We start from the raw sequence: 25113 nt of genomic DNA, 5'->3' as shown, positions 1-25113 counted from the left end.
AGTTGTTATGACTTTGGAAGCCATACTAGCCATCCCTGAGTATTATTACTCCTTTCGACTAAACGAATCGCACCTACCGTAGCTAATAAAGACTACAACTGTGGTGAAGTTGCCTTTGATAGCAATGGCATAGCATATATCACATTAATTGGCTACCAAAAGAAGAAATTACTTGCTAGATGCAATCTCGATACTAGCGAAGTTAAAACTATTGGTGATACTGGATTTCCTGGTATTGGCAGTATGGAATTTGTTGGCAATGTCCTTTATGGCGTTACCGGCAGATTTTTTAAATTGGGAAAAGACGGTCAATTAATCCGCATTAATACCCAGACAGGTAAAGGCACATTAGTGGCTCAAACCAAGCCTAGCGGTCGTTGGGCAGGAATTGCGGTTTATCAACCGGCACCAGAAGTGAGCAAAACCATCACTTCAAAAGTTCACACTGAAACTACACAAGCTCCACAAACAACTACTACAACGGGTGACGAAACTATGAAACTGTTAACCATTGATACCAAAGAAAACTGTTACGTTATCAATACCGCTCAGATGAATAGCTTGCAACAAAATGTTGCTAAGTCTCTGACATTAGACAAAGGAACTTTTGACATCCAAATTACCAGTGGTAGCTACAGTTATAGTGGCGACAATACCGTCGCTGAGCCTTTTGTTTTTCTCTGGATTTATGGACTTGATGGCAGTACCTTTATCAACACAAAGACAGGTGTTGAGACAGGTGGAAATTGGGCAACTTTAAACGGCTATAACGACAAATTGCAGTTAGATATCAAAGAAAAAGCTGTAGTGTGTGCTTTATTTTTTGATACCTATAGTGGTGATAATCAAGGACAAGTCACGGTTTCAATCACTGGCAATCAACAGTCTACTCCCCAAACTTTAACAGTTGATAGCAAGGAAAACTGCTATTCGCTTGATGGCAATTATCTCTCAACTCTTAAAAAAGCCAATGCTAATTCCATCGAGTTAGCCGCAGGGAACTATCGCGTCAAGATTCGGGAAAGCAATGCCACTTATGGAGCAGAAGCAAAAAATTTCCAATTAGAACCTTGGGCGTTACTGTTGATTGAAGGGGGAAAATTTATCTCCAAGTTGACAGGAATTGAACTTAGCGAAAGTTGGTGTTCCTTAAATGGCTTCAAAGATGAAGTTATTTTTGAAGTCAAAGAAAAAACCACCATCTCCGGCTTCTTTTTTGATACATACATAGAAGATAACGAAGGGCAAGTTGTTTTAGAAATCAACAACATCAGTGATCTAGAAGTAGCCGAAGGATATGCACAGTCATCAGTAAAACCTGGTATCGGCGGCATCAGCGGAAGCACTGTTAGTGTAGTGGGTGGTGGTAGCACAACTAGCTCTGGTGGTACACAAGTTACTTCGGGTGGTAGCACAACTAGCTCTGGTGGTACACGAGTTACCACTGGTGGTAGCACAACTAGCTCTGGTGGTATACCCGTTACCACTGGTGGTACAACTAGCTCTAGTAGTACAGCAGTTACCACGGGTGGTACAACTAGCTCGGGGACTGAAAATATCGATATTAGCAGTGGATTTAACTTCAGTTTTGACCAAGATCAGATGGAACAAATGTGGCAGCAAATGGCAGCCCAAATCAATAGTTCCATTACCGTAACAGGTGATCCGAACGAGAAAAAAGAAGCTTATTGGGACAATTTGGAAAAATCGCTGCTTAAAGGCTATCAAACTCAAGCTAAAGACTTAGGGATGAAGGTAGCACGGCTGGAGTTTATGCTTAAGACTCTTACCCAACAAATGGAAGTTAGTTTTAATCAGAATTTCCACAATTGGTCGGGGTACTTCAACAAAAATCTCAACGACTTATTTATTTCCCGAATCCCCCGCATTGTTAGTGAGCAGGTGAATTTAAGAATCTCTGAACAAACCCAAGAGATTAAAAACTTAGTGCTGCAACAAATGCAAACCGAACTCAATGAGCGTGTTGAGTCCGTCGTTAATCTCAAAGTGTCTAATCAGACTCAAGAAGTTAAGAATCTCGTAGTTCAGCAAATGCAAACTGAACTTGAGCAACGGATTGAGAATGTAGTTAACATCAAAATTGCTAATCAGTCTACAGAGATTAATACCCAGGTAATTAATCAAATGTCGGCTGATATTGATGAGCGCATTAGTAACTCCGTTAATGTCCAAATCGCCAATCAATCTCAAGAGATCACTAATCAGGTAATTCAGCAACTCCAACATACTATCGATCAGCGTGTTGAGAATGTGGTGAGCATCAAGATTTCCGATCAAACCCAGAATGTGAAGAATCTGGTGATTCAGCAAATGCAAACTTACATCGATCAACGCATCGATAATGTCGTGAACCTCAAAGTGTCTAATCTATCTCAAGATATTAACACTCAAATTGTTCAGCAAATTCAACACGACATAGATCAGCGGATTAATGCGGTAGTTAATCTCAAAATTGCTGACCAAAGCCAAAACATTAAAAATCTGGTCATTCAGCAGATTGAAGCTAACATGGATCAACGCATCAATACGGTGGTTAATCAATCTAGCAATAATAACGTGCAGTTAGTGACTACTAATATTGTCAACGATCTTGACAATCGCATTAATACTAGCTTGGATAACAAGATTCTCAACTTCCGTAATGATGTCTCTACGATCGTCAAAAATGAGCTGAACCAAAACTTCACGCAGAACATCAAAAATACGATTTTTGCAGAATTGAAACAGCAACAATTCTACCTAGATATGAACTTGATCAAGTCAGAAGTTGAGAACTTCTACTCTAATCTGGCACAGTTTGAGAATCAGTTCTATTTACGCATTGAACAAGGGGACACTCAACTGTATAACTGGACGCTGGAACAACTTATTGCTCTCCAAGGTTGCTTAACAGATCGTCAGGCTTTAGTGGATATGTTTGAATCTTTCGCCAATAAACTCAAAGACGAATTAGATAATGCTGAATGCGTTCGTCCCGATCGTTTTAGTTCTTGGGTAAGAACAGATATGCGGTCACAATTTCAACCTACGCAATCTCCGGGATTACCACAAGGTTAATCAGTAGGTAAACATATATCTTGGGTGTCCGAAGAATGGAACGAAGCAATCCCAAACTGCAAGCGAATTGCTTCGTTCCTCTATTCGGACATGATGGTATTGATTGATGTTCACCGCCCACTGCTAAAAAAGCTTAATAAATCTAGGGTTCCAGGTAGGCCACCGGGAACCCTAATTTATATGGCATGGGGAATCGGGCATCGGGAATTGCGAATTGGTAACTAATGACAACAGTCAACCATTAACAGTCAACAGTCAACAGATTTTATGGGTGAAATCGCCGCTTTAGGCGCTGCATTTGTCTGGGCTCTATCTTCCACCATCTGGCAGCGAGTGGGACAGCAAATCCCCGCAGTCGTGCTAAATTTGCTCAAAGGTGCGATCGCCCTTTTCATGCTCCTTGCCACTGTACTAATTTTAGGAAAATCTTTACCCGCAATCAACCCTAATATTTTAGCAATGCTGCTGATTAGCGGCGGCCTAGGAATTGGCATCGGAGACACCGCTTTCTTTATCGTATTAAAATATTTAGGCGCGAGGCGAACGCTGCTTTTAGAAACCCTATCTCCCCCTTTAACAGCTTTATTGGGCTTAATATTTTTGCAAGAAAAATTATCGCCCATTTCTTGTACTGGCATTCTTTTAACAATCTGCGGCGTAGCTTGGGTAATTGCCGAACGAACAGCCGAAACAACCTTATCATCAAAACATCTTTGGCAGGGATTAGGTATTAGTTTATTAGGACAAACATCCCACGCCGTTGGAGCAATTTTATCCCGCGCCGCCTTCACTCAAATAGATATTGATCCCCTGTGGACGGCGGCCTTGCGTTTGAGCGGTGGTATGGCAGCCATGCTGTGCTTTTTGAAGCCAACAAACCTTGACAGTTTTAAACAATTAAAATCATCCAAAATATTAGCTGCCATAATTATGGCAGCTTTTTTAGGAACCTATCTCGGAATTTTCCTGCAACAGACTTCGCTGAAATATGCACCCGCAGCAATCGCTCAAACACTCAGTTCTACCAGTCCCCTATTTATACTGCCTTTAGCCGTGCTGGCGAGCGAAAAAGTCAGCATTCGGGCTGTTTTGGGGGTAGTTGGTGTGATCGGCGGAATCGCCTTATTATTAGGTTTGAAGTGATGAGATGGGAGACAGAAGTGTTGGGGCTTGCTAAAAAATAAAAAAATAGGCGGTTTCGTACTTACTGTCCTTAAATATTAGTTTAAGTATCCAAAAACGGGTCTTCCATACTTAGTATGCTCAAATATAGCAATCCTTGTAGGATTGGTGAATAAGATTTAAAGGAAACGCTCTTAACGCAGACCAAGAGAATAGAAAAGAAAAAAAGTTCGCAAGTGAGAATTTAAGGCTTGACAAATGTGCCGATCGCCATTGTATACTGGCATCGCAATGCTAACCTTCGGCTGGTTGTCTGTCGGCATGGGTTGCTCTGTTTTATTTTACGATCAACTAATCAGGAATTTTAGACAAAGTGATCGATCGCGCCAACCACGACTTCTTGAAGCTGCTACCGCCGGATGCTAAAGTCATTGTTGAAATTGGCTGCGGTACGGGATCGACGGGCGAACAGTACAAGCTGATCAATCCCCATTGTCAGTATATTGGCATTGAATGCGATCGAGAAAAAGCTAAAATAGCAGTCGATCGGCTAAACTGGGTGACGGTAGCCGATATTGAAGAAATTGCCCTCGAAAGTCTCGACATCGCCCCAGGAACCGTGGATTGTTTGGTTTTTGGTGACTTGCTACCCTACCTCAAAAATCCCTGGGAAGTCCTCAAGCAGTACAGTGTTTTGCTGAATCCAGAGGGGCAAATTCTCGCTAGAATCCCTAATGTTCAATACTGGCGGCGGATTGTCAATCTGTTGCGGGGACAGTGGGAGAATCCCGACAACAAGATGCAGCACTGGTTTACCCTAGAAAGTATTAAATCACTATTTGCTCAAGCCGGATTGCAGGTTTACGAATTCCAGGGAAAGGGACACAAAACCGAAAATTTTGTCCACTTTCAGGAATTACTGCATCCAATGGTAAAGGCTTTAGAGCTAACATCGAGCAGTTTTGCTACGGAAACCGGTGCTGAACATTATATCGTGCGATCGACCAAATCTACCGCACCTGCGCGCAGACTGCTGATTCAGACTATCATTATGGCTCCTACAGGGTGCGATCGTGTGCGAGTTTTGGAACCGGACAAATTTAGCGCTACAATTCCCGGTGTCCGCACCGTATCCGGCGTGAAAACAGCAGGATTAATTCCCCCCCTGCCGGAAGAAGAAAAAGTCTTCATTTGGCAGCGGACAATTATGCAATATCCCGGCTATATTCCTCAACTCAAAGAACTGTTGCAACAAGGCTATTTAATAGTAGCTGAAATTGACGACAATCCCATCCGTCGCCGCGAATACGCCGACAATAACTACCTTAGCTATCGCGGCTGTCACTGCGTGCAAACTTCTACGGAACCGCTAGCAAAAATTTTGCGGTATTACAATCACAATGTTGCTGTATTTTCCAATCAATTAGCCTATTTACCCCCGCCACGAATTTATCCGGCAGAAGATACAGTCACAATTTTTTTTGGTGCACTCAACCGCGAAAAAGATTGGCAGCCAATTATGGCAGCGCTAAATCGAGTTTTAGTCGCACACAAGCACCGGATTAAAGTTAAAGTAATCCACGACCGCAGATTTTTTGAATCCTTGAAAATACAGCAAAAAGAATTTGAACCATTTTGCAGTTACGAACGGTATCAAGAAATAATGTACAGTTGCGATATAGCTTTGCTGCCGCTCGTTTCCAACCCGGTTAACGAAACGAAATCCGACTTAAAGTTTATTGAATGTGCAGCGCGGGGAGTAGCGGTGCTGGCGAGTCCCACTGTTTACGAACATTCGATTGTCGAAGGTGAAACCGGATTGATTTATAGATATGAAAAAGAGTTTGAAACCAAACTAAATTCGCTGATTTCAGACACTTCTATGCGCCGGAAAATAGCCGCGAATGCTTACGAATGGGTGCGGGACAACCGCTTGCTGTGCGGGCACTACCGGCAGCGGCGAGATTGGTACTTACAGATGCGGGACGAGTTGCCACGTTTAAATGCTGAGTTGCGCGATCGCCTGCCGGAGTTATTTGGTGACTAAGTGCGGTAAGATTTATAGGGTTATTGTGCGATCGTTCTGTTTTATTGTTTAATTTCTAATTGTTACTCCACACCAATGCGAATTCTATTCACTATTGCTCACTTTTACAATCCCAGCGGCGACGGGAAACACGCTTCCCAGCGAAATGATCCGCAGCCCCGACTAAATGCTTTAACCGCTTGCGTGACATCGCTGCAAGCCTTGTACGGCAAATCTCAGTCCATGATTGACATTAGCGAATGTGCAACTATCCCAGCAAATCAATCTCAACAGCACGAAATTGACATTGTTGTTTGCACTACTCAAGGTTATCATCTGTTGCCTCAACTGCCAGTGCAGCCCAGATGTTTTATGCACCACGCTACTAAATGCGAACCGCTGCTGTTGGGGTTTGAGTGTCAAGCAGTTTTGCGAGCGTGCCTTAACAAATACGATTATTTCTGTTATTTGGAAGATGATTTAGTTCTGCATGATCCGTGGTTTTTTAGTAAATTAAAGTGGTTTACGCATCACGGAGGAAATGGGAATTTGCTGCAACCTAATCGCTATGAAATAGCGCCTAAAGGCGCGGTTTTTAAAGCATATGTTGATGGTGATTTAGCAGACTCAGCGACTTCTCCGTTTCAAAATGTAGAGGAGCAGCGGCAGTTAATGGGAAAAATCATGGAACAAACAGTCGCTTTTGAGCGGGCTTTGAATCCTCATTCCGGCTGCTATTTTTTGAATGCGGAACAAATGGCACATTGGGCTAAGCAGTCTCATTTTTTGGATAGAGATACTAGCTTTATCGGCCCGCTAGAAAGTGCCGCGACTTTAGGAATTATGCGGACTTTTAGAGTTTACAAGTCAACTCCTTCCTATGCTAACTTTTTGGAGATTCAACATTTTGGAACGAGTTTTCTGAATTTAATTGGTAATAAGGTGAGGGTGCCGGAAGCATAAGGAGTCGCTAGCTTGGGGCGGGTTTTGTGTTAATATTGTCTCCTGTTGGTTCGGATTGTGGACTAGGGCACGCCTCTAAAGGCTTCGGATATATAACAACGCATCAACTGATTATTCTAGGGATGCAAAACATCGCCAATTTTAACTGTGCCGCTGTTAATAATTTTGGCTAAAACTCCAGTTTGCGCGTGACCGAATTCCTGTTGCAGTAAACTGAGTAAGGAAATATCCCGATCGCCTGTTTCTGGATTCACTTCTATATTGACACAGCGACCGATTCGTGCTGTAACTTCTATGCGCGCCGTTCCTAATTGAAACTGTTTTCCGATCAACTCAAATTCTGACCAAGCTGCCATACCTTCTAGCACAATGTTCGGGCGAAATCGGCCCACGTCAATGTTTTGAACAGCAATTTCTGTTAATTGGTCTAATGTGGCTTGACTGAGTAAAGAAATGTGTACGGGTTCTCGATCGGGATAACGAGTTTCGCCGCTGGTGTCGCCGACTAAGTGCAAAGGTGCAAACTGCGGGTGTCTCGCTTCTTTTGTGGGTTCAATTGCGGCTAGATATTCTGTGAAAAAACTGCCGATGCGATCGCGCCCCGCTGCTGTGTTTGTTTCTGCCGATAACACTTCCACTCCTTCACGCTTGACTGTTAAAACGGCCGTTTCCGGTTGATAATCACATTCTAAAGCTGCTAACAAAGGCCAATCGTTTTGGACAGCAAAATTTTTTTTGCTCATCCAAGGGACATTTTGGGCGGGCATCTTTGCAGCTTCCAGATTATCTGCAAACATTAAGGCAAAAGCTCGATCGCCCTTAATTCCGTGTCCTGCTGTTAAAGCAAACTCCGACATTTCTTGCGGTGTCAGCCCTTTAATGGGATAAATAAATAACTGTTTTATTGTTGCTAATGTCATAAAAATTTCCCAAGTTAGTAAAATTTTAACTTTCACTCTTGTCCCCCCCCCCTTACTAAGGAGGGCTAGGGGGGTCGAAGCTAATTCAAAAACCTTAATCAAATTGCTATAAAAACCCGATTAAGCTAGCAATTCATAGCGGCGGATATCTGGAGGCCCAACGGCCAAACCGTCTAATTTCTGTACGGCGTCTTGAATGTGAGTTGAACCGAGATGTAGTTCGAGCAAATCTGCACTTTCCCACTCTTCAACAAACGTAAAATCTGTGGGGTCGGCTTGATTTTGCAGGAGCTCGTATTTGATGCAGCCTTTTTCTTTGCGAGTTGGTTCTATAACGCTCAGCAGCAGAGATTTAAGTTCTGCTACTTTGTCGGGAAAGGCGACGAGGCGGGCGACTACTCGCAAGGTTGTTTTGGACATAGGAGAAAAAAGTCACAGATAGGACGATCGAATTTACCGATTTTTATTTGGCAAACTCAAATATAGAAGATTTTACTTAAAATAACCTACACAGGTCGATCGGTCAATCGATTTTAGATTTTAGATTTTAGATTTTAGATTTTAGATTTTAGATTTGAAGCATTGACCCCACGGATAAATTCGGGGGGCAAGTTTCATCGGATACAGTTTTTTTATTTCTCGGTCCTGAGTCTGCGAAGGAATGAATCCGGGGGCGTGTATCCTGGATGCTTTCAGTCAACCGCAGTAAAATCAGTCCAACACGCGCTCAAGTCTCAGAAACCCGGTTTGTTGCCAAATTATTCGTTACCAACTGCAGAGCATCGTATAAACCGGGTTTCTTGAGATATTTTGGCAAATACCGGAGGCACTCAATCTTTGGGATAAAATCGCTTGTTTTCTGTAGAATATTCCCAGGCGAGATCCTCCGGGTCTTTTTCGCGACTCCACTGAGCAAACTCCGGCTTAAGTTTCCACTTGCCGATCGTAGTTGCGTGAACTTTGAACCTGCGGGAGAGTTCCGTCTGGGTAAAAGAGATTTTGGGCTTTTGAGGAGTCTTGGTTGAAGCTATGGGGAATAAATTTGGTTTTTTATCTTGTGCTTTTTCCCGATTTGTGGGAGGCTCTTGAACAGCTATTCCCGCATTAGCTGTTTCGCTTTGATTGACAGGTGGAGCTATTTGAAAATAATACAAAATTCCGCCTTGTTCCGTCACTTCAAAATCTGCGGCAAACTCAGAAGCTCGTTCGTCGAGATACTCTTGAACCTTTTCGCCGGGGAGTTTCGCATTCATCGCCAAATCCAAAGCCGTAACTCGCCCTTGATTTTCCTTGATCAACTTATAGAAAACCGAGTCTAAATGAGCGAGTTTATGTTTTTGCTGCTGGTGGTAGAGTTTGTAAGCCCAAGCAATGCCCGCAGTGGTGGCGATCGCCCAAAACATCCTTCCCGACTCGAAACTGGCAACCGCCGTCAAGGAAATAGGCAAAAGCAGGGTAAGATATCCCCAAATGCTTCCCTTCTTTAGGTTATTGCTGTTTTTGACCATAGTTCCTAAACAGGTACGTAGTTTAGCTTAGTAGAGCGTGTCTGAATGTCGCGAAAGTTTTTCGACAGTCGATATATCGATCGGCCCGCTGACACACCCAAAAACGGATACTGTGCCGCGTACACTCGCCTTGTGGACAATCCCTAATTTTAGACCAAAGTTCCAGCTCCTTTGATTCAATGTCGCAAGTAAATCGAAAATCGAAAATCGAGTGACGCACTCTACGACAAAATCCCAGAATCTACTTTTTTTGCAACCGAGGGTTCATGTACTTTTTTCGCAAACAGATTGCCATCCTGTTGATAGTTGTTGCTTGCTGTACGCTGACGATTAGTTGCAGCGATAGCCGAGCTGTCCAGTGTACTAAATTTACTGAAATTGTCAACAAAGGCAACGCTCTCCTTGAGGTTGATAAAGACAGCAACGATGCTGCAACGACCGACAATTTAGCTAAAAATTTGAACCTGATAGCGAATGAACTTGAGGATCTGCGAATAACAGATTCAACCCTCAAAGAAATTCAGCAGCCATCGGTTAAATCATTCCAGGAAATTAGTCAAGCACTCGGCGACATAAGCAAAAGTCTTCAGGCTGGAAATCTCGCTTCTACAAGTATAGAAGGTCGAGAGCAAATCCAAACCGCTCAAGCAGATATTATTAGAGCCGGCCAACAGGCGAATCAAGCAGCCGCAAATCAAGACGCTTTGACTAGCAAACTGATTAATTATTGTAAGGGCGATCGCTAAAGGCTAAGAGTTTTGATTTGCGAGATGGCCACGCAAACTCCAACAACGCACAGCGGGTGAATGAATTTGAGGAATGCGTCGCCTTCACCTACTATCTACCCCTTTGCAATTACCCAATTTAGTGATGAATTTCTAGATTCAAAATATAGCGACCGAGTTGTACTTTCTCCGACCACAACTCGTATTCTAACCGCAAGTGATCCGGTTCCGGCTTTCCTGTCAGCGTCAAGTTGCGAGTGAAGTTGCGGAGTCGCAACTGTTCGGGAGTGGCCAGCGATTCGCCCTGAAGCCAATAACGGCTCAGGCCGTACATTCCTCGTTCCCAGCAGTGGCGGTAACTGTATTTGCCGTTTCCTTGCATGGTCATAATGACTCGATAAGGGGAAACTTCTAGCCAGAGCAACCGGGGTTTTGTAGTTGGGGGTAAGATTGTAACTTGCTCGGCAGATGCGTCGGAGTCGTCAGAAAATTGGCGATCGAGGATGGCTGGTTCGTGCAACAACAAGTGAAAGCGATCGCGGTCTTTTTGATAAAGCGTACCAGCGGTTTCAACAACTGACCACAATGGTAAATCTGTGGATACCAGCGATAAACTTACAGGCTTGCGGTGATGCGTCAGCATAAACAAAAGTGTAGGAGTTGTTGTGGATCGGGGGGTTTGAGATTTGAGATTTTAAGCTTTAGATTTTAGATTTTAGATTAGCTGGGTTCCAAATTCCGGAGCTTTTGCTTAAAAAAATGAAAAATCTACAACTGGCAATCGAAAATCGAAAATTGTTTAGTCACAATTCAATCATCTGGTCGATAACTCACAGCAGGAGATGAAATCTAAGCATATACACGGATAATATTTGTGAAATTAATGTGAAATTAAAGTGAAATCCGTGCCGTTGCCTCCGCACTCCTGTGTCCTCGATAACTGACAGCAGAGTCTCTGGGCGAGTTTAATCAGGCTTTAAGTTAACCGGACACATTGGGAAAAAACCCGCAGGCCGTACAAAAGACGACTGACTTAGGACTGAGAAAAAGGTAGGATAGCTAACGCCATCCAATCCTAGTTTATCTCAATGCAAGCTGACATTATAACTACTACGCTTCTTGACAAAAGCCAAACTTTAAGCATTCAAAAACCGACCTCGGGCTTGTCGCTGGTGGGGAGGATTCGAGTTCCGGGCGATAAGTCAATTTCTCACCGAGCTTTGATGTTGGGTGCGATCGCCCAAGGTGAAACTACTATTGAGGGACTACTCCTAGGGGAAGACCCCCGCAGCACGGCTAAATGTTTCTCGCTCCTGGGAGCCAAAGTTTCTGAACTCAACGCGGAACGGGTGACAGTCACGGGCGTCGGAATTGGCGAGTTAGAGGAGCCTGTAGAAGTCTTGGACGCTGGCAATTCCGGCACAACGATGCGGCTAATGTTGGGAATTTTAGCGTCTCATCCGGGGCGTTTTTTTGCGGTAACGGGTGACAGTTCTCTGCGATCGCGCCCGATGTCGCGCGTCATTAAACCGCTGCAACTTATGGGATCGCAAATTTGGGGTCGAAAAAGTAATTCTTTAGCTCCCTTAGCGATACTCGGACAGCAGTTAAAACCAATTCACTACCATTCTCCGATCGCCTCGGCTCAAGTTAAATCTTGCATTTTGCTCGCCGGTTTGATGGCGGAGGGAGAAACTACAGTCACAGAACCCGCTCTGTCGCGGGATCACAGCGAACGGATGCTGCGAGCGTTTGGAGCCCAATTGAGCGTCGATCCAGAAACTTGTAGCGTGACAGTTACTGGGCCGACACAACTGCAAGGGCAGAATGTGATTGTACCGGGAGATATTAGTTCGGCGGCATTTTGGCTAGTTGCAGGGGCGATCGTCCCGGGTTCGGAACTCGTAGTCGAAAATGTCGGCGTCAACCCAACTCGTACAGGCATTTTGGAAGCTTTGGAAATGATGGGGGCCGATATTGAACTGCAAAATCAGCGAGAGGCCGCCGGAGAACCTGTAGCGGATATTTTGGTTCGCAGTTCCGGCCAATTGCGGGGATGCACCATTGCGGGCGACTTAATTCCCCGACTGATTGACGAAATCCCGATTTTGGCAGTAGCGGCGATCTTTGCGTCGGGTACTACAATAATTCGAGATGCGGCCGAGTTGCGAGTCAAAGAGAGCGATCGGCTGGCCGTGACCGCTGCCGAACTCAACCGCATGGGAGCCCAAATTTCCGAGTTACCTGACGGTTTAGAAATTACCGGGGGAACTCCTTTGACTGGTGCGGATGTTGACAGCTACACCGACCACAGAATAGCGATGAGTTTGGCGATCGCAGCCCTCAACGCCACAGGTATTACTAACATTCACCGGGCAGAAGCTGCTGCCATTTCCTACCCCGACTTTACCGCCACTTTGCAACAAGTTTGCCATCCAAATTGAGAGCGGGAGAGTGGGAGAGGGAGGAGTGGGAGGAGTGGGAGATAAGGAGAGGGGAGAGTGGGAAGAATCCTCTTTCTTCCTTCTTCCTGACATCCGTTACAGAATCCGTTGCCGAACTTCCCTCTTCCCTCTTCCTTCAACATCCCTTTAAGAATCTTTCCCTACAACTTGTTCTTTTAAAGAATCAATTTCCGTTAACAACTCTTGGCGATTAGAAGCCTTGAGCAGATACCGGTAAACAAACCAACCCGTATATCCCATGCCAATCAACTCAAAAATTGGAGCTACCAAAGGGACATCATTAAGAGCACCTAAAACTCCCAGCATTACCTTAATACTAATACCGCCTGCCAGAATTAAACCAACAGTTATGAGGGGCTTTTGGTAGTCAGCAAAAAAATTAGAGAGATAGACTGGAAGTTCCGACAAAATTGTAATAACTTGGTCTTTAATATCTTGGAACTGACCTGCCGTTGTTTCTGTGGTTGTCACTGTAGTCATGACCCCCGGTTTGTCCTCAACCAGATCTACTGTCACGACTTCAGTGATTGTTTGTGTCTCGTCCGAAAAGTTAGCTTGTGTCATTGAATACTTCCTCCGTTGTCAGGTAAAATTGCAGGCTGTGAATTGCTGCCAGTATAATTGTCCGGCAATTAGCACAGCATCCGCGCTGCAGGGACTAATTGATGAGACTAAGGCAGAGTTTCACAAATTGCAAGCAAAAATAACGATATGACTTGATTTTAAACAATTGCCTTCCCTGCCAAATCGGTCTTTTGACTCATTTTTTCACTTGAGCGAGGTCAATTTGATTCGGGCAAGGGCGTCCTTGTTCAAAGTCGGTGATATTGCCGATCGTGGTTTCGGCGATATTTTTCAAAGCTTCCTCGGTGAAAAAAGCTTGGTGTCCGGTAATCAGGACGTTGGGGAAAGTCAGCAAACGCTGAAATACGTCGTCTTGAATGACGTGATTTGACAAATCCTCAAAAAACAGATCCGTCTCTTGTTCGTAAACATCTAAACCGAGGTATCCAATTATACCAGATTTCAGTCCTTTGGTAACAGCTTTAGTGTCAATCAACTGACCGCGGCTGGTATTGATCAGCATCATCCCTGGTTTCATTTGTTTGATCGCCTCTGCACCGATTAAATGGTAAGTTTCCGGTATCAGCGGACAGTGGAGGCTGACAATATCAGAAGCGGCGAAGAGTTCCGGGAGTGCGACGTATTCCATGCCTAGGGCGAGGCAATCCGGGTTTTGGTAAACATCGTATCCCAGCAGGTGACACCCGAATCCGTGCAGAATTTGGGCAGTAATTGCACCAATTCTGCCTGTTCCGACGATTCCCACCGTTTTGCCGTGGAGATCAAAACCCAACAAGCCGTCTAGGGCGAAATTGCCTTCGCGGACGCGGTTGTAGGCCCGATGGATTCTGCGGTTGAGGGACAAAATCAGAGCGACTGCGTGTTCGGCCACTGCGTAGGGAGAATAAGCCGGAACGCGGAGGAGAGTTAGATTTAAATCCTTCGCTGCTGCTAAATCGACGTGATTGAATCCGGCGGATCTCAGGGCCAGCAAGCGAACGCCTTTTTCGGCAATGCTAAGCAGCGTTTTCGCGTCCAAGGAGTCGTTCACGAACGCGCAGACTGCCGGAAATCCAGCAGCCAAAACGCTGGTTTCCAGGTTCAGACGCGGTTCAAAAAAAACTAAATCGTGTTTGTCGCCGACATTCGCTGCTTCCAGAAATGTGCGATCGTAAGATTTGGTGCTGAATACGGCTACCTTCATGATTTTTGCCTGCAAACCCAGTAATAGTTGGAAATTCTTTCCCGATCAACTCTAAAGTTTACTAGAACGCCGTGGCCCCAAACAACCCACTTTCCATGAGAAATATCGCTTGTGGTTAGTTATGACTACTTTATGTAATGACTAATAAACAATGGTTAATTACCAATCTGGCGGCAAATTGTAATATTCTAGAGTTGATTTATCTGCCAGCAAGTCTTGGGTTTTTCTGTCAATTTTAATCTCGCCATCCGCCAAAACTAACGCCCTTTGAGTCGTTTTCCCGATCCAATTCAAATTGTGGGACGCGATCAAAATTACCTCGATCGGCAATTGAGACAAAACTGACGCCAAGTGACGCCGCCACGAGGGATCTAGTCCGTTGGTCGGCTCGTCTAAGATTAAAATTGCCGGCTCTAATGCTAAAATTGCTGCCAAGGCTGCTAACCTTCTTTGACCTCCCGAAAGTTCATGGGCAGAACGGTTGGCGAATTCTACTAAACCAAATTCGTCTAATAGTGATAAAGCTCGATCGCGCGCAACTCCCGGCGGCACTCCATAATTGCGGGGCCCGAACATGACATCCTCTAAAATAGTCGGCATAAATAGCTGGTCATTAGCATCTTGAAAGCAAAATCCAATCTGCCTCCGCGCCTGCGATAAAGTCGCCTCTTCCAACTTTTTTCCCTGCACTCTAATCTCGCCCGATTGAGGCATTTTTAATCCGATCAAGTTTTCGAGCAAAGTGCTTTTACCAGCACCTGTCAGACCGAGTATAGCAACTCTTTCTCCCGGTTGCAAAGTAAAAGAAATCCCCCGCAATATTGGCTTTTGATCGTGATATCCGAATACTAAGTTTTCTACTTCGATTGTTGGCACGGATTTGAGTATAGTCAATTTTTATTTTCCTCTATTTTAGGATTAAGAGTATTTAACCGCAGAGAACACAGAGGGCGCAGAGAGGGGAAGGGAGAAGGCAAAAGGTAGAGGCATGAATGAATCAATTACAAATTACCAATTGCCCGTTCTAAATTACCACTTACCATAAGAAGCTATTGTTAATCCGGCTGCCATTAAAATTGCTACTGTCAGCCAGAGTCGCTCTTTTGGTGTTGATTTTGAGTCAGCAGGTAAAGCTCCTTGATAGCCGCGAATTAGCATGGCTGCGTGTACTCTTTCTGCCCGATCGAGACTTCGCAAATAAAGCGCTCCGATCATGGAAGCGCTGGCGTAGCGCAGCCATCCTCCGGTACCCGATAAGCCCCGGAGTTGGGCAGATATTTTCATGCGGTTGACTTCGGTCAGCAGGATTTCCAAGTATTGTCCCGTTAACAGTACAATCTCTTGCAAACCTGCTGGTAGGGGTAATCCTTTGAGGGCGATTCCGAAACTGTGGGGTGGCAAAGTTAACAGGAAGCTGTTCATAATTAGCAAGCAAATTAGGGAACGCAGCAACAAAAAACTGGCGCGTTCCCAACCTTGGGGCAGCACTAATAAGGAGAGAAAAAGCAATTCTGCTCCCAAAAGTTGCGCGAGGGTTCGCACCGGAGCCCTCAGCCAAAACGACCAAAAAAGTGTGATCGCTCCATAAATTCCCAGCCACAGCCAAGCGCCTGTCTTCAGAAAACCCATGCCAATCACAATTGTGAGAGACACTCGCAATCGAAAAGGTATGGAGAGTTTAGACATCTTTAGGTTTTACCACCAACTGAGCAATTCCAAAAGCCGCGCCGAAGCTGAAGGCAGACCCTAAAAGTCCAGCAATGCTAGTACCAATCGGCTGTTCTTCTAATCCTTTAACTGTGTAATCTGCTAAAGGAGTGGGATTTTCGATTGCCACAGCTTCTTTATCTTTAAAGCCGTATTTTTCGGCTACCGCTTCTAACCCGTCAGGCCAACTTGAAGCAAACAGTGAAAGCACCCCGGAAATTAATAAAACTCCGATTACTGGCACTACCCATTTCTGCAATTGTGGCTGTTGTCCCGGCAGTAAATCCGGCCGCACTTTGACGAGATAAGTTAAAACGCCACCTGTAATTACCCCTTCGCCAATCCCAATTAAAATATGTACGCCTACCATTGCGGGCAATGCGATATTGAGCCCTACTGTTCCAGAAATTGCCAATTGGATCGCCACAGAAATCGAAGCAGCCACGACGCTAAGGGCGGCTGCAATCCCTGCTGCTAGCGGCAAACGATTTCTGGAACCTCCCAAAAGTTGCTGCAATGGCTGCAACAGCCACCAGCCAACCCAAATGCCAACTAGCCCCATGTTAAAAATATTGGCTCCCAGGGCGGTGATGCCCCCGTCGGCAAACAAGACGCTCTGAATTATAAAAACGGTGCTCATTGCCAAAGTTGCCGCCCAAGGGTTCCCCAAAACGACGGATGCGAGGGCCCCTCCCAACAAGTGGCCGCTGGTGCCGCCGGCTACGGGAAAGTTGATCATCTGGGCTGCAAACACGAAAGCTGTGGTTAAGCCCATGATTGGGGCTTGTCGGAGTCCAAGACTGGCGCGGGTTCGATTTAGGGCAACTGCAATTGCTGCTGCGCTTGCTATGCCGGTGGCAACGGCTACTGGCGGTGAAAGAAAACCATCAGGTATGTGCATTGATGTATCCCAAACAAGAGAACTTCCAGCCCTTTAGTCAACTATTTTTTACAAAAATTTACCATCCCCTGTGGGGGTATTTCTGCGATCGAGCGATCGGGGGATTGGTGGCGGGCGATCGCTTATTTGATATAGATTACCGCCTCAAAAGCAAAATTTTGAGGATGAGAAATTTTACATTAAATAATCCTGAAGAATTATTGGGATATTTTACCTAGCACCCCCAAATTGAAACTTTTTGATAAGAATTATCAATATTTGTTTACAGATTCACCTCCACAATTGTATTCACCGTCAAGCTCAAACAAGAATATTAAAAAAATATAAAGAATTCCGTGAAAATCTCTCATTGGTTTTATTCTCAACTCTTGAGAATAAATAGCATTAAGTTTTTGAAGACCGCAGCCAGTGAAATTAGCAGATAGCTAGTCACAGCAAAAGTATTGCGTGTTATAGAAACTAAAAAGTGCGAATTATTGCGACTTAATATAGTTAGCAGTAGGTTGGCAGTTGTCACTCGCGCCAATGGGCGATCGGCTTTTCCCGCACGGGCTGCATTCTCAAGAAAATCAAAGATCTAATGCAATTATTCTCAACTAATTTTCCGACCAACCTACAGGAGGCCCGCCAGCGGTGCAACACTCAACCCCAGACTCAACTACCGATTTAGTTCCATCGGAATTTCCCAAACAGTTAGATATCGCTCAAGTTTCTATCTACGGGCTGAGTTTTTTATCGGCTGGTATGTTTCTGTTTTTACCTTTAGTCAACCTACTGCATCCCAGCCATTGGCAACGATTGATGGGAACCATTCACGGCTTAGGCGCAATGTTTGCAATGGTAGTGATGGTTTACACGGGACATTTAGCTTTCCCCTTGCTGCGGGGTGCCGGTAAAATCTTGCCGCAAATGCGTACATTAGCCTTTTGGTCATCTATTTTGAGCTTTTTAGCCATAGCTACCGGCAATTGGGCTTATATGCGTTATCGGGCAGGCATGGACTTTGGCGGAGCTCGGGCTTGGCTGAAAGAAAACTCGCCTTTAGGGCAGTATGTTTTGATGGAATATCACGAGTTTAGCGTCCTGTTTACCCTGCCATTAGCAATAGCTTGCACCTGGATTCTGTGGACTTACGGCGATGCAATTTTAGAAAAGCAGAATCGCCCGGTTTTAACCGCAACCTGTGTAGCTTTGATGGCGCTAATGTTTTTTTCAATGGGTGGCATGGTAAGTGGAATTGGCGTTGCAAAAATTCATGCTTTGTAGTCAGCATTGGCCAATTATCAACTATCAATCGATCGACTCTCAACTCTAAACTCTCAATCGATTGACTCTCAGGGCGGACAAGGTGGCACTGACCCTACCCACTATCAACTATCATAGGAGATTTGTGAAATGACCAGACAATTATCCCGCCAAAGTCATGCGGGTGATGAACCTTTTTACGGAAAACTTTGGAGCAAATTAAAACACTTTCCCAAAGGTTTAGCTGAGGGTTCGGCAACTGCGCCTAGCGTTTCGGGCCCGGCAGCAGCAGCAATAGTTAGCGCTGCAATTGGTTGTTTCACAATGATGGTGAGTCACCATTTAGGGGACACATCCAAAGAGATAAACGAAATGCTTTGGAACCTCGGTAGTTGGATTCCGGGAAGCAAGACTAATGATGAATTGTGGGGAAACATCGGCAGCTACACGGGCAAAGAAACTATGTTGCTTGTCGGTTGGCTTGTCAGTTGGCCAATTCTGCATCTGCTGTGGAAAAATCAGCAGATTAAAAGTCGCACCATATTTTTCTGGATGTTTGCTTTGTTAGTTGCTGCGACAGCTATGTCCTGGCATCCTCTCTTCCCCTATTTGCCCTTAACTTAAATAATTCGAGGTTTAATGATGGAAACAAAAAATAAGCCGATCCCAGCCAGGGAGATGCACAAAATAGTTTGGATTAGTATGGGAGTTTTGACTCTTTTCTTTGTGACTTTTCCTATCTCAATGTGGCGCGTCAGCCAAAAAGAAAAGTTTCTCGGTTCCCACGTCAAGTCTTTCACAATCGAGGGGAAAAAACCCGATAATGCTGTTGCTAAGGGGCTGGTCCAACCAGCGATTGCGAGTAGCAGTGCGCTTGCGACTACAAATAATTCCAGTTTAGTTGTTGACAGCCAAAAAAAGCTGCCTGAGAAGTCTCCACAGGTTGTACCTTTCACTAATACGTCTACTGAAACGGCTATTTCGAGTAGCCCTACAGATAAGACTGTCCAAGCTGTACCTGTATCAGCAGGCCAGCAGCAAGTTCAGGCGGTGGATGGAACAAATCAGACAGCAGAAATTACGGATAGCGTAAAACTAGATGAGTTAGCTCTGAAAGTCTACGATCGCATCGATCAAAGTTGGCAAACTAGCCCTACGTTCAATCAAAATCTAGTCTATCGAGTCACTACAAGTCAAGATGGGGCGATCAGCAATTTCGAGCCGCTCAATCAACCAGCCAAGGATTACACCCAAGAAACTCCTTTGCCACATCTGCTCAAATCTCCCGAAACTAGCAGCAACAATGCAGCGCCAGTCGCTAAATTTACTGTAGTGTTTGCTCCTACTGGCACCTTAGAAGTTAACCCCTAACTCACATACAACATCTATATCCGGTAAGGTTCGCCATCCACACCTTACTTTTCATTTTTAACTTAAATGTGATATTATAAACAGCGCCCTCTAAGGCATTCTACTTCTAAAACAACAAATGAAAGAACTTGACGAGAAAAAAACCCAGGAACTGCTATGCACCATCATGGAATGGGAACTGGCAGGTGTCGTGCGCTATACCCACTATTCACTAATGGTGACAGGGCCAAACCGGATTCCCATCGTGCAGTTTTTTAAAGCACAAGCCACGGAATCTCTAATCCACGCCCAACAAGCAGGAGAAATTCTCACCGGTTTAGAGGGGCATCCTAGTCAGAAAATTGCTCCCATCGAAGAAACCTACAAACACTCGGTGAAAGACTTGTTAGAAGAAAGTTTAAATCACGAGAAAAAAGCGCTCAAAAAGTATAAATCTTTACTTGAAGTTGTGACAGACTCCAGCGTTTATTTGGAAGAATATGCCCGCAATTTGATTGGGCAAGAAGAATTGCACCAAGTAGAATTGAAAAAAATGCTGCGGGATTATAGTTGATTTAATCATTAGTTAGTTGTTATGGGTTATTGGTTATTGGTTATTTCCACTCACCAATGACCAATACCCCATGCCCATGCCCCATGATTATAAAAAATGAATTTTAGTGAAGCCATACCCACTTTTGTAATTACCCTGCGCGAAGGCGTAGAAGCCGCCTTAGTTGTCGGAATTGTACTAGCTTGCCTCAAAAAAGCCGAGCAAAGTCACCTCAATTCTTGGGTTTATGCAGGTGTCGCAGCCGGCATTGGTGCTAGCGGTATTGTGGGTATTCTCTTCAATGGATTGCTCGCAGCACTATCAACCTCAGAGCAGCCTTACGCACCAGTCATTAAACAGCTATTAGAGGGCGTGTTGGGCATTGTGGCGATCGCAATGCTAAGCTGGATGCTAATTTGGATGACTCAGCAAGCTCGCTTTCTCAAAGCAGAAGTTGAAGGAGCAGTTACAGCAGCTTTAACAGAAAATAGCAATGCCGGCTGGGGCGTATTTGGCTTAATTTTTATTGCGGTACTGCGCGAAGGTTTTGAAACAGTTATATTTGTCAGCGCTCAATTTCAACAAGGTTTAACTCCTGCTTTGGGTGCTTTGGGCGGTTTGACTGGGGCCGCAATCATTGGCGCGCTACTGTTCAAATGGGGTGTCAAAATTGATATCCGCCTGTTTTTCAAGTTTATGGGGATTTTGTTGCTGTTAATCGTAGCAGGTTTGGCAGTATCTGCACTCAAACATTTTGACCAAGCCGCTGGGATTTTGTCGCAGATGAATAGCAAATATTCAGCAATTTGTTTTTATTACGATCGCCTCGCACCACTCCACTCTTGTATTTTAGGGCCTCTGGTGTGGAATGCAGCGGAAATTTTGCCCGATCGACAATTTCCAGGAGTGATTCTCAAAGCACTGTTTGGATACAGAGAGCGACTTTATCTCGTCCAAGCGGCGGCTTACACCATATTCTTAGCCACCATCGGCGGTCTTTATTTCCAAAAATTAGGCTCTCAGGCAACTCTTCCCAACCAAAATACTCAGCCAGCTCGATCGGAAACTCGCCCTCAGTAGGTACGCAACTGTTTTTATCGGTTGTTTTGCTGATTCCAGGGCGATAAAAAAAATTAGCCCCACACGCAAAAAATTGACCAAAAACTTTCAGTTTGCGGGATTTATTATTTGACTTTTATATGATACAATTAAAGGGTGCCAACATTGTTTATTTATTTTATAAATAGTCATAATAATATTATTTGATAATACCGTCAATACCCCAAAAAATAGGCCCTACCAATCCAAAAACACAAAAATTTTATCAGCAAAATTAACTAACTTAAAAAAATTACAGTTAACGGTTAACAGGGTTATGTAAAACGCAGACTACCGTTAGGGCGATCCTGTGAAGCCCCAGGCGCACCCTGCAAAAGTTAAGGCTGTTCTTTCCGACCAAAAATCTGTCCCCAGCAAGATTTTTGGTAAACAGTTTTCTGATAAGCGCTCTTAGGGCTTATAATTAGTACAAGAATATTTACAGAGTCCCGAAAGTTCTTAATCAACCTTATAATCCTTAATGAAGCTTAAAATTAAAAAATTGTTCGTTAAAGTTACCTGGAACCCCCAGAAGGCTGTAGGATCTGCCATTCGGTTAGCTGTGAGATAAATAATGATGCCTCGGATACTTGTTATTGATGATGACGCGGCGATCGCCGAACTCGTAGCAGTCAACCTAGAAATGGCTGGCTACGAAGTCACCCAGGCAGAAGACGGCATCAAAGGTCAGGCACTAGCCATACAAATGCTCCCCGACCTGATCATGCTAGACCTCATGCTGCCTAGAGTAGACGGATTCACCGTATGTCAGCGTTTGCGGCGTGACGAGCGCACCTCCGACATTCCCGTCTTGATGTTGACAGCCTTAAGTCAAACTCAAGACAAAGTAGAAGGCTTCAACTCCGGCGCCGACGACTACCTGACCAAACCCTTTGAACTAGAAGAGATGCTAGCCCGAGTGCGAGCTCTACTAAGACGCACAGACCGCATCCCCCAAGCGGCCAAACACTCCGAAATCCTGAATTACGGCCCGCTGACCCTTGTCCCCGAAAGGTTTGAAGCTGTTTGGTACGCTCAGACAGTCAAACTGACCCACCTAGAGTTTGAGTTGCTGCACTGCTTGCTTCAGCGCCACGGCCAGACAGTCTCTCCCAGCGAAATTCTCAAAGAAGTGTGGGGTTACGACCCCGACGACGATATCGAAACTATTCGTGTACACATCAGACACCTGAGAACCAAGATGGAACCCGATCCCCGCCATCCTCGGTACATCAAAACCGTATACGGGGCTGGTTATTGCCTGGAGTTACCCAACAACGAGCAAGTAGCTGAACAAACAAAATCCTCTGCTTGAGCTAGCACGCCAGATGCAACAAGCAGTTAAAAGTTCCGCTAGAAAAGCCTGAGAGCATTTGCTCTCAGGCTTAGTTGTTTGGAGTTTGATATGAATATGTCAACAAGTAGGCATTAACTCTCTTCATTCGGAAAAAAACAATCCCACACCCCCCTCTGACCGCGCGGTTTCATTCTCTTGTAGGGGCTAGCCCCATGTCTGAAACTGTGAAATCGCCTGTGGGGGGCTAGGCACGGGGACACTACCCCTACAAAATCGCGATTTTCGTGAGAACGAAACCGCCCTGCCTCTAACCGTACTTTTAGAGAAGCTTGTCCATAGGAAAGTACCGGATTTCTTTTTCCACCTTGTCTTTTCCGAGAGGATTGGATACCTACTTAAACAATACTCTAGCCATAATACTCTTTAATAATATTATTTATCAATAAATTTAGAGGTATTCCTTTAGCTGCTATTTTGGCTAAGAAGAAGCCAAACTCCGCTCAAGCGCCAAAAACAGTCATAATCGTGATATAACGATGTTTTTTCCTACTGATTTACATACCTGAACTCAAATCAGTGAAAATTTTTCTCAAATACCCCTTGACTAAACTACTAAAATTGTTGATTATCTATATCAATAATCTGCGATCGCTTAAAACTCCCCTGGCATCTTTCTCAAGAGGTAAATCGCCGTGACCAGCATGGCAAAATCCTTCCCAGCCGAAGGAAAATCATTTCCCTGGTGGGTCGGCAACGCCCACTTAATCAACCTTTCCAGCCGTTTGCTCGGTATCCACGTCGCCCACGCCGGCCTCATCGTCTTCTGGGCGGGAGCCTATCCCTATTAGAGCTTTCCCGCTTTAACTCAGAATTGCCCATGTACGAACAAGGCTTAATCCCGTTGCCAAACCTAGCCAGACTCGGCTTGGGCGGGGGTGCGGGAGGCAAAATTGTCGAGACTGATCCGTACTTCGCCATTAGGGCGATTCACCTAATCAGCTCAGCCTTTCTCGGCTTCGGCGGCATCTTTCACCCCCTCAAAGGGCCAGCCACCCTCGAAGCAAGAACTTCTTTCTTTGGCTACACATGGGAAGACGCACACAAAGTGACCACCATCTTGGGCATCCACCTAGTTTTGCTGGGTGTCACTACCTTCTTGTTGGGGGCTAAAGCTATGTATCTCGGTGGTTTATGACTGTCTTTTTCTAATATTTATGTATTGCCACTTTGATTATTTTTGTGGAGTCTGTCCGTAACATTTTCAGAAGGAGTGCATCAAATCAAGCGCTTGTATCCAATTCCTTGTGATTGAAATTTTTTTACTAACGACTACCGCCTCACATTTACAGTGCGCCCGTGCGTTGCTTGTGCTGAAGATGCGAGCGGTTGCACTGACTTTGAACCTAAGACTTGTTTTATCAATGCTTATCCGCAACATTGCTATAAACTTCACAAAAATTACGCAGAAATACCGAAAACAACTTTTTCAGTTCCACTTTTAGCAAAGGGGATAGGTGGCTAGCAGATTACCCTGGACTAAAGGGAGAGTCTAGAGTTATATGGATTATCACGGAAAATATACTTTAGGAGCATCTAAAAAATAGCACGAATAAATAACAGATAATCCATGACCATCCTCGTTCAACTTTTTTATTTTTTCCGACATGAATTTATACAGTGCTAACTCACTCAAAGTCGAACTCAACCAAAGAGGCTGCCGCCTGACTCCCCAGCGAGAAACTATTTTGAGTGTCTTTCAAAATCTACCGCAGGGTAATCATTTAAGTGCGGAAGAATTATACAGGACTTTGCAGAATCAAGGAGAACGAATAGGCTTGTCTACTGTCTACCGAACGCTGCATTTGTTAGCAAGGATAGGAATTTTGCGTGAACTAGAATTAGCAGAAGGACACAAACATTACGAACTGAATTTTCCCGAATTGCACCACCACCATCATCTGGTTTGCATTCAGTGTCACAAAACCTTTGAATTTAGCGATGAATCAATTTTAAAAATTGGCAAAAAGCAAGTTGAAAAAGCTGGGGTAGAACTGCTTGACTGTCAGTTAACTGTGCGTGCTGTTTGTTTGGAAGCGCTGCGGGAGGGATGGCCTTCTTTGGTACCCAGTAATTGGTTGTGTCCCAGATATCATTCTGAAATGGATGAGGAAATTAGTTAATTTGGATGAAATACACTTAGGTAATATGGAATTGGTGATAATTGGTAATTTGTGCTCTTTTATTCGTTATGAGCTGTTAGTTATTAGCACCTACACATAACCAATGATAACTGACAACTGACTGCTGACTGCCATTGGTGACAAGTTAAGGAAAAAGGGAAATTGTCAAGGGTAGTATTTGCATGGGTCTGGGATCGTGGGAAACTT

Annotated in this window: 23 protein-coding genes and 1 pseudogene; 15 read left to right on the top strand and 9 right to left on the bottom strand. The window is 44.6% G+C overall.

Annotated elements, in window-relative coordinates; genetic code table 11:
• Nucleotides 1-243 precede the first annotated feature (243 nt).
• The 4 genes from QUA03_RS23495 (at nucleotide 244) to QUA03_RS23480 (ending at nucleotide 7189) form a co-directional block, all read left to right on the top strand.
• Complete coding sequence (locus QUA03_RS23495) at nucleotides 244-3078, top strand: hypothetical protein (protein WP_333215442.1); 2835 nt, start codon at nucleotides 244-246, stop codon at nucleotides 3076-3078.
• Nucleotides 3079-3345: 267 nt separating this feature from the next.
• Nucleotides 3346-4221 (top strand): DMT family transporter, encoded by an 876-nt coding sequence (locus tag QUA03_RS23490; RefSeq protein ID WP_333215440.1) that lies wholly within the window; start codon nucleotides 3346-3348, stop codon nucleotides 4219-4221.
• 352 nt (nucleotides 4222-4573) lie between these two features.
• Nucleotides 4574-6247, top strand: coding sequence for a methyltransferase domain-containing protein (locus QUA03_RS23485; protein ID WP_333215437.1), 1674 nt, complete (start codon nucleotides 4574-4576; stop codon nucleotides 6245-6247).
• A 75-nt stretch (nucleotides 6248-6322) separates the two neighbouring features.
• Nucleotides 6323-7189: a calcium-binding protein gene (locus QUA03_RS23480; RefSeq protein WP_333215435.1), complete on the top strand. Its 867-nt coding sequence runs from the start codon at nucleotides 6323-6325 to the stop codon at nucleotides 7187-7189.
• A 116-nt stretch (nucleotides 7190-7305) separates the two neighbouring features.
• Here QUA03_RS23480 and QUA03_RS23475 read toward each other — a convergent pair whose 3' ends face one another.
• The 3 genes from QUA03_RS23475 to QUA03_RS23465 all read right to left on the bottom strand — a co-directional run bounded on the left by QUA03_RS23475 (nucleotide 7306) and on the right by QUA03_RS23465 (nucleotide 9617).
• Complete coding sequence (locus QUA03_RS23475; protein WP_333215433.1) at nucleotides 7306-8109, bottom strand: MOSC domain-containing protein; 804 nt, start codon at nucleotides 8107-8109, stop codon at nucleotides 7306-7308.
• A 120-nt stretch (nucleotides 8110-8229) separates the two neighbouring features.
• Complete coding sequence (locus QUA03_RS23470; protein ID WP_333215431.1) at nucleotides 8230-8529, bottom strand: putative quinol monooxygenase; 300 nt, start codon at nucleotides 8527-8529, stop codon at nucleotides 8230-8232.
• Nucleotides 8530-8939: 410 nt separating this feature from the next.
• On the bottom strand, nucleotides 8940-9617 hold the full coding sequence (locus tag QUA03_RS23465; RefSeq protein ID WP_333215429.1) for a hypothetical protein: 678 nt from the start codon (nucleotides 9615-9617) through the stop codon (nucleotides 8940-8942).
• Between the two features lie 266 nt (nucleotides 9618-9883).
• On the opposite strand from QUA03_RS23465, the gene QUA03_RS23460 reads away from it, so the two are divergent.
• On the top strand, nucleotides 9884-10363 hold the full coding sequence (locus QUA03_RS23460; protein WP_333215427.1) for a hypothetical protein: 480 nt from the start codon (nucleotides 9884-9886) through the stop codon (nucleotides 10361-10363).
• Between the two features lie 118 nt (nucleotides 10364-10481).
• Here QUA03_RS23460 and QUA03_RS23455 read toward each other — a convergent pair whose 3' ends face one another.
• Nucleotides 10482-10985, bottom strand: a complete 504-nt coding sequence (locus QUA03_RS23455; RefSeq protein WP_333081266.1) for a hypothetical protein — start codon at nucleotides 10983-10985, stop codon at nucleotides 10482-10484.
• A gap of 445 nt (nucleotides 10986-11430) precedes the next feature.
• On the opposite strand from QUA03_RS23455, the gene aroA reads away from it, so the two are divergent.
• Nucleotides 11431-12786, top strand: a complete 1356-nt coding sequence (gene aroA / locus QUA03_RS23450; protein WP_333215425.1) for a 3-phosphoshikimate 1-carboxyvinyltransferase — start codon at nucleotides 11431-11433, stop codon at nucleotides 12784-12786.
• Between the two features lie 147 nt (nucleotides 12787-12933).
• Here aroA and QUA03_RS23445 read toward each other — a convergent pair whose 3' ends face one another.
• The 5 genes from QUA03_RS23445 to QUA03_RS23425 form a co-directional block, all read right to left on the bottom strand.
• A complete protein-coding gene (locus tag QUA03_RS23445; protein ID WP_333215423.1) occupies nucleotides 12934-13371 on the bottom strand; it encodes a CAAD domain-containing protein in 438 nt (145 codons plus the stop codon).
• A 196-nt stretch (nucleotides 13372-13567) separates the two neighbouring features.
• Nucleotides 13568-14575: a 2-hydroxyacid dehydrogenase gene (locus QUA03_RS23440; protein WP_333215421.1), complete on the bottom strand. Its 1008-nt coding sequence runs from the start codon at nucleotides 14573-14575 to the stop codon at nucleotides 13568-13570.
• Nucleotides 14576-14734: 159 nt separating this feature from the next.
• A complete protein-coding gene (locus QUA03_RS23435; protein ID WP_333215419.1) occupies nucleotides 14735-15469 on the bottom strand; it encodes an ABC transporter ATP-binding protein in 735 nt (244 codons plus the stop codon).
• Nucleotides 15470-15604: 135 nt separating this feature from the next.
• On the bottom strand, nucleotides 15605-16261 hold the full coding sequence (locus QUA03_RS23430; RefSeq protein WP_333215417.1) for an energy-coupling factor transporter transmembrane component T: 657 nt from the start codon (nucleotides 16259-16261) through the stop codon (nucleotides 15605-15607).
• On the bottom strand, nucleotides 16254-17183 hold the full coding sequence (locus tag QUA03_RS23425) for an energy-coupling factor ABC transporter permease (RefSeq protein ID WP_333215415.1): 930 nt from the start codon (nucleotides 17181-17183) through the stop codon (nucleotides 16254-16256). Before QUA03_RS23425 ends, QUA03_RS23430 begins: the two co-directional genes overlap by 8 nt.
• Between QUA03_RS23425 and QUA03_RS23420 the strand changes: the two genes are divergently transcribed.
• The 9 genes and pseudogenes from QUA03_RS23420 (at nucleotide 17183) to QUA03_RS23375 (ending at nucleotide 24906) form a co-directional block, all read left to right on the top strand.
• Entirely contained in the window at nucleotides 17183-17401 is a 219-nt protein-coding gene (locus QUA03_RS23420) for a hypothetical protein (RefSeq protein ID WP_333215413.1), read from the top strand. The genes QUA03_RS23425 and QUA03_RS23420 overlap by 1 nt on opposite strands.
• Before the next feature lie 415 nt (nucleotides 17402-17816).
• Nucleotides 17817-18449 (top strand): hypothetical protein, encoded by a 633-nt coding sequence (locus tag QUA03_RS23415; RefSeq protein WP_333215411.1) that lies wholly within the window; start codon nucleotides 17817-17819, stop codon nucleotides 18447-18449.
• Nucleotides 18450-18578: 129 nt separating this feature from the next.
• Nucleotides 18579-19052 carry a hypothetical protein gene (locus QUA03_RS23410; protein WP_333215409.1) on the top strand — a complete coding sequence of 158 codons (474 nt, stop codon included), beginning with the start codon at nucleotides 18579-18581 and terminating at the stop codon, nucleotides 19050-19052.
• 15 nt (nucleotides 19053-19067) lie between these two features.
• A complete protein-coding gene (locus QUA03_RS23405) occupies nucleotides 19068-19799 on the top strand; it encodes a hypothetical protein (protein WP_333215408.1) in 732 nt (243 codons plus the stop codon).
• Between the two features lie 118 nt (nucleotides 19800-19917).
• Nucleotides 19918-20352 (top strand): ferritin-like domain-containing protein, encoded by a 435-nt coding sequence (locus QUA03_RS23400; protein ID WP_333075906.1) that lies wholly within the window; start codon nucleotides 19918-19920, stop codon nucleotides 20350-20352.
• Nucleotides 20353-20448: 96 nt separating this feature from the next.
• Nucleotides 20449-21411 (top strand): FTR1 family protein, encoded by a 963-nt coding sequence (locus QUA03_RS23395; protein WP_333215406.1) that lies wholly within the window; start codon nucleotides 20449-20451, stop codon nucleotides 21409-21411.
• Nucleotides 21412-22006: 595 nt separating this feature from the next.
• Complete coding sequence (locus QUA03_RS23390) at nucleotides 22007-22744, top strand: response regulator transcription factor (RefSeq protein ID WP_333215444.1); 738 nt, start codon at nucleotides 22007-22009, stop codon at nucleotides 22742-22744.
• Between the two features lie 683 nt (nucleotides 22745-23427).
• Nucleotides 23428-23921 (top strand): annotated as a pseudogene (locus QUA03_RS29065) (hypothetical protein).
• Between the two features lie 469 nt (nucleotides 23922-24390).
• Nucleotides 24391-24906 carry a transcriptional repressor gene (locus QUA03_RS23375; RefSeq protein WP_333081255.1) on the top strand — a complete coding sequence of 172 codons (516 nt, stop codon included), beginning with the start codon at nucleotides 24391-24393 and terminating at the stop codon, nucleotides 24904-24906.
• Nucleotides 24907-25113 lie beyond the last annotated feature (207 nt).

It is taken from the genome of Microcoleus sp. S36b_A4, assembly GCF_036700645.1.
Taxonomy (GTDB): Bacteria; Cyanobacteriota; Cyanobacteriia; order Cyanobacteriales; family Microcoleaceae; genus Microcoleus.
The sequence above is the reverse complement of the archived record's forward strand: the minus strand, read 5'-3'. Positions and strand labels throughout refer to the sequence as shown.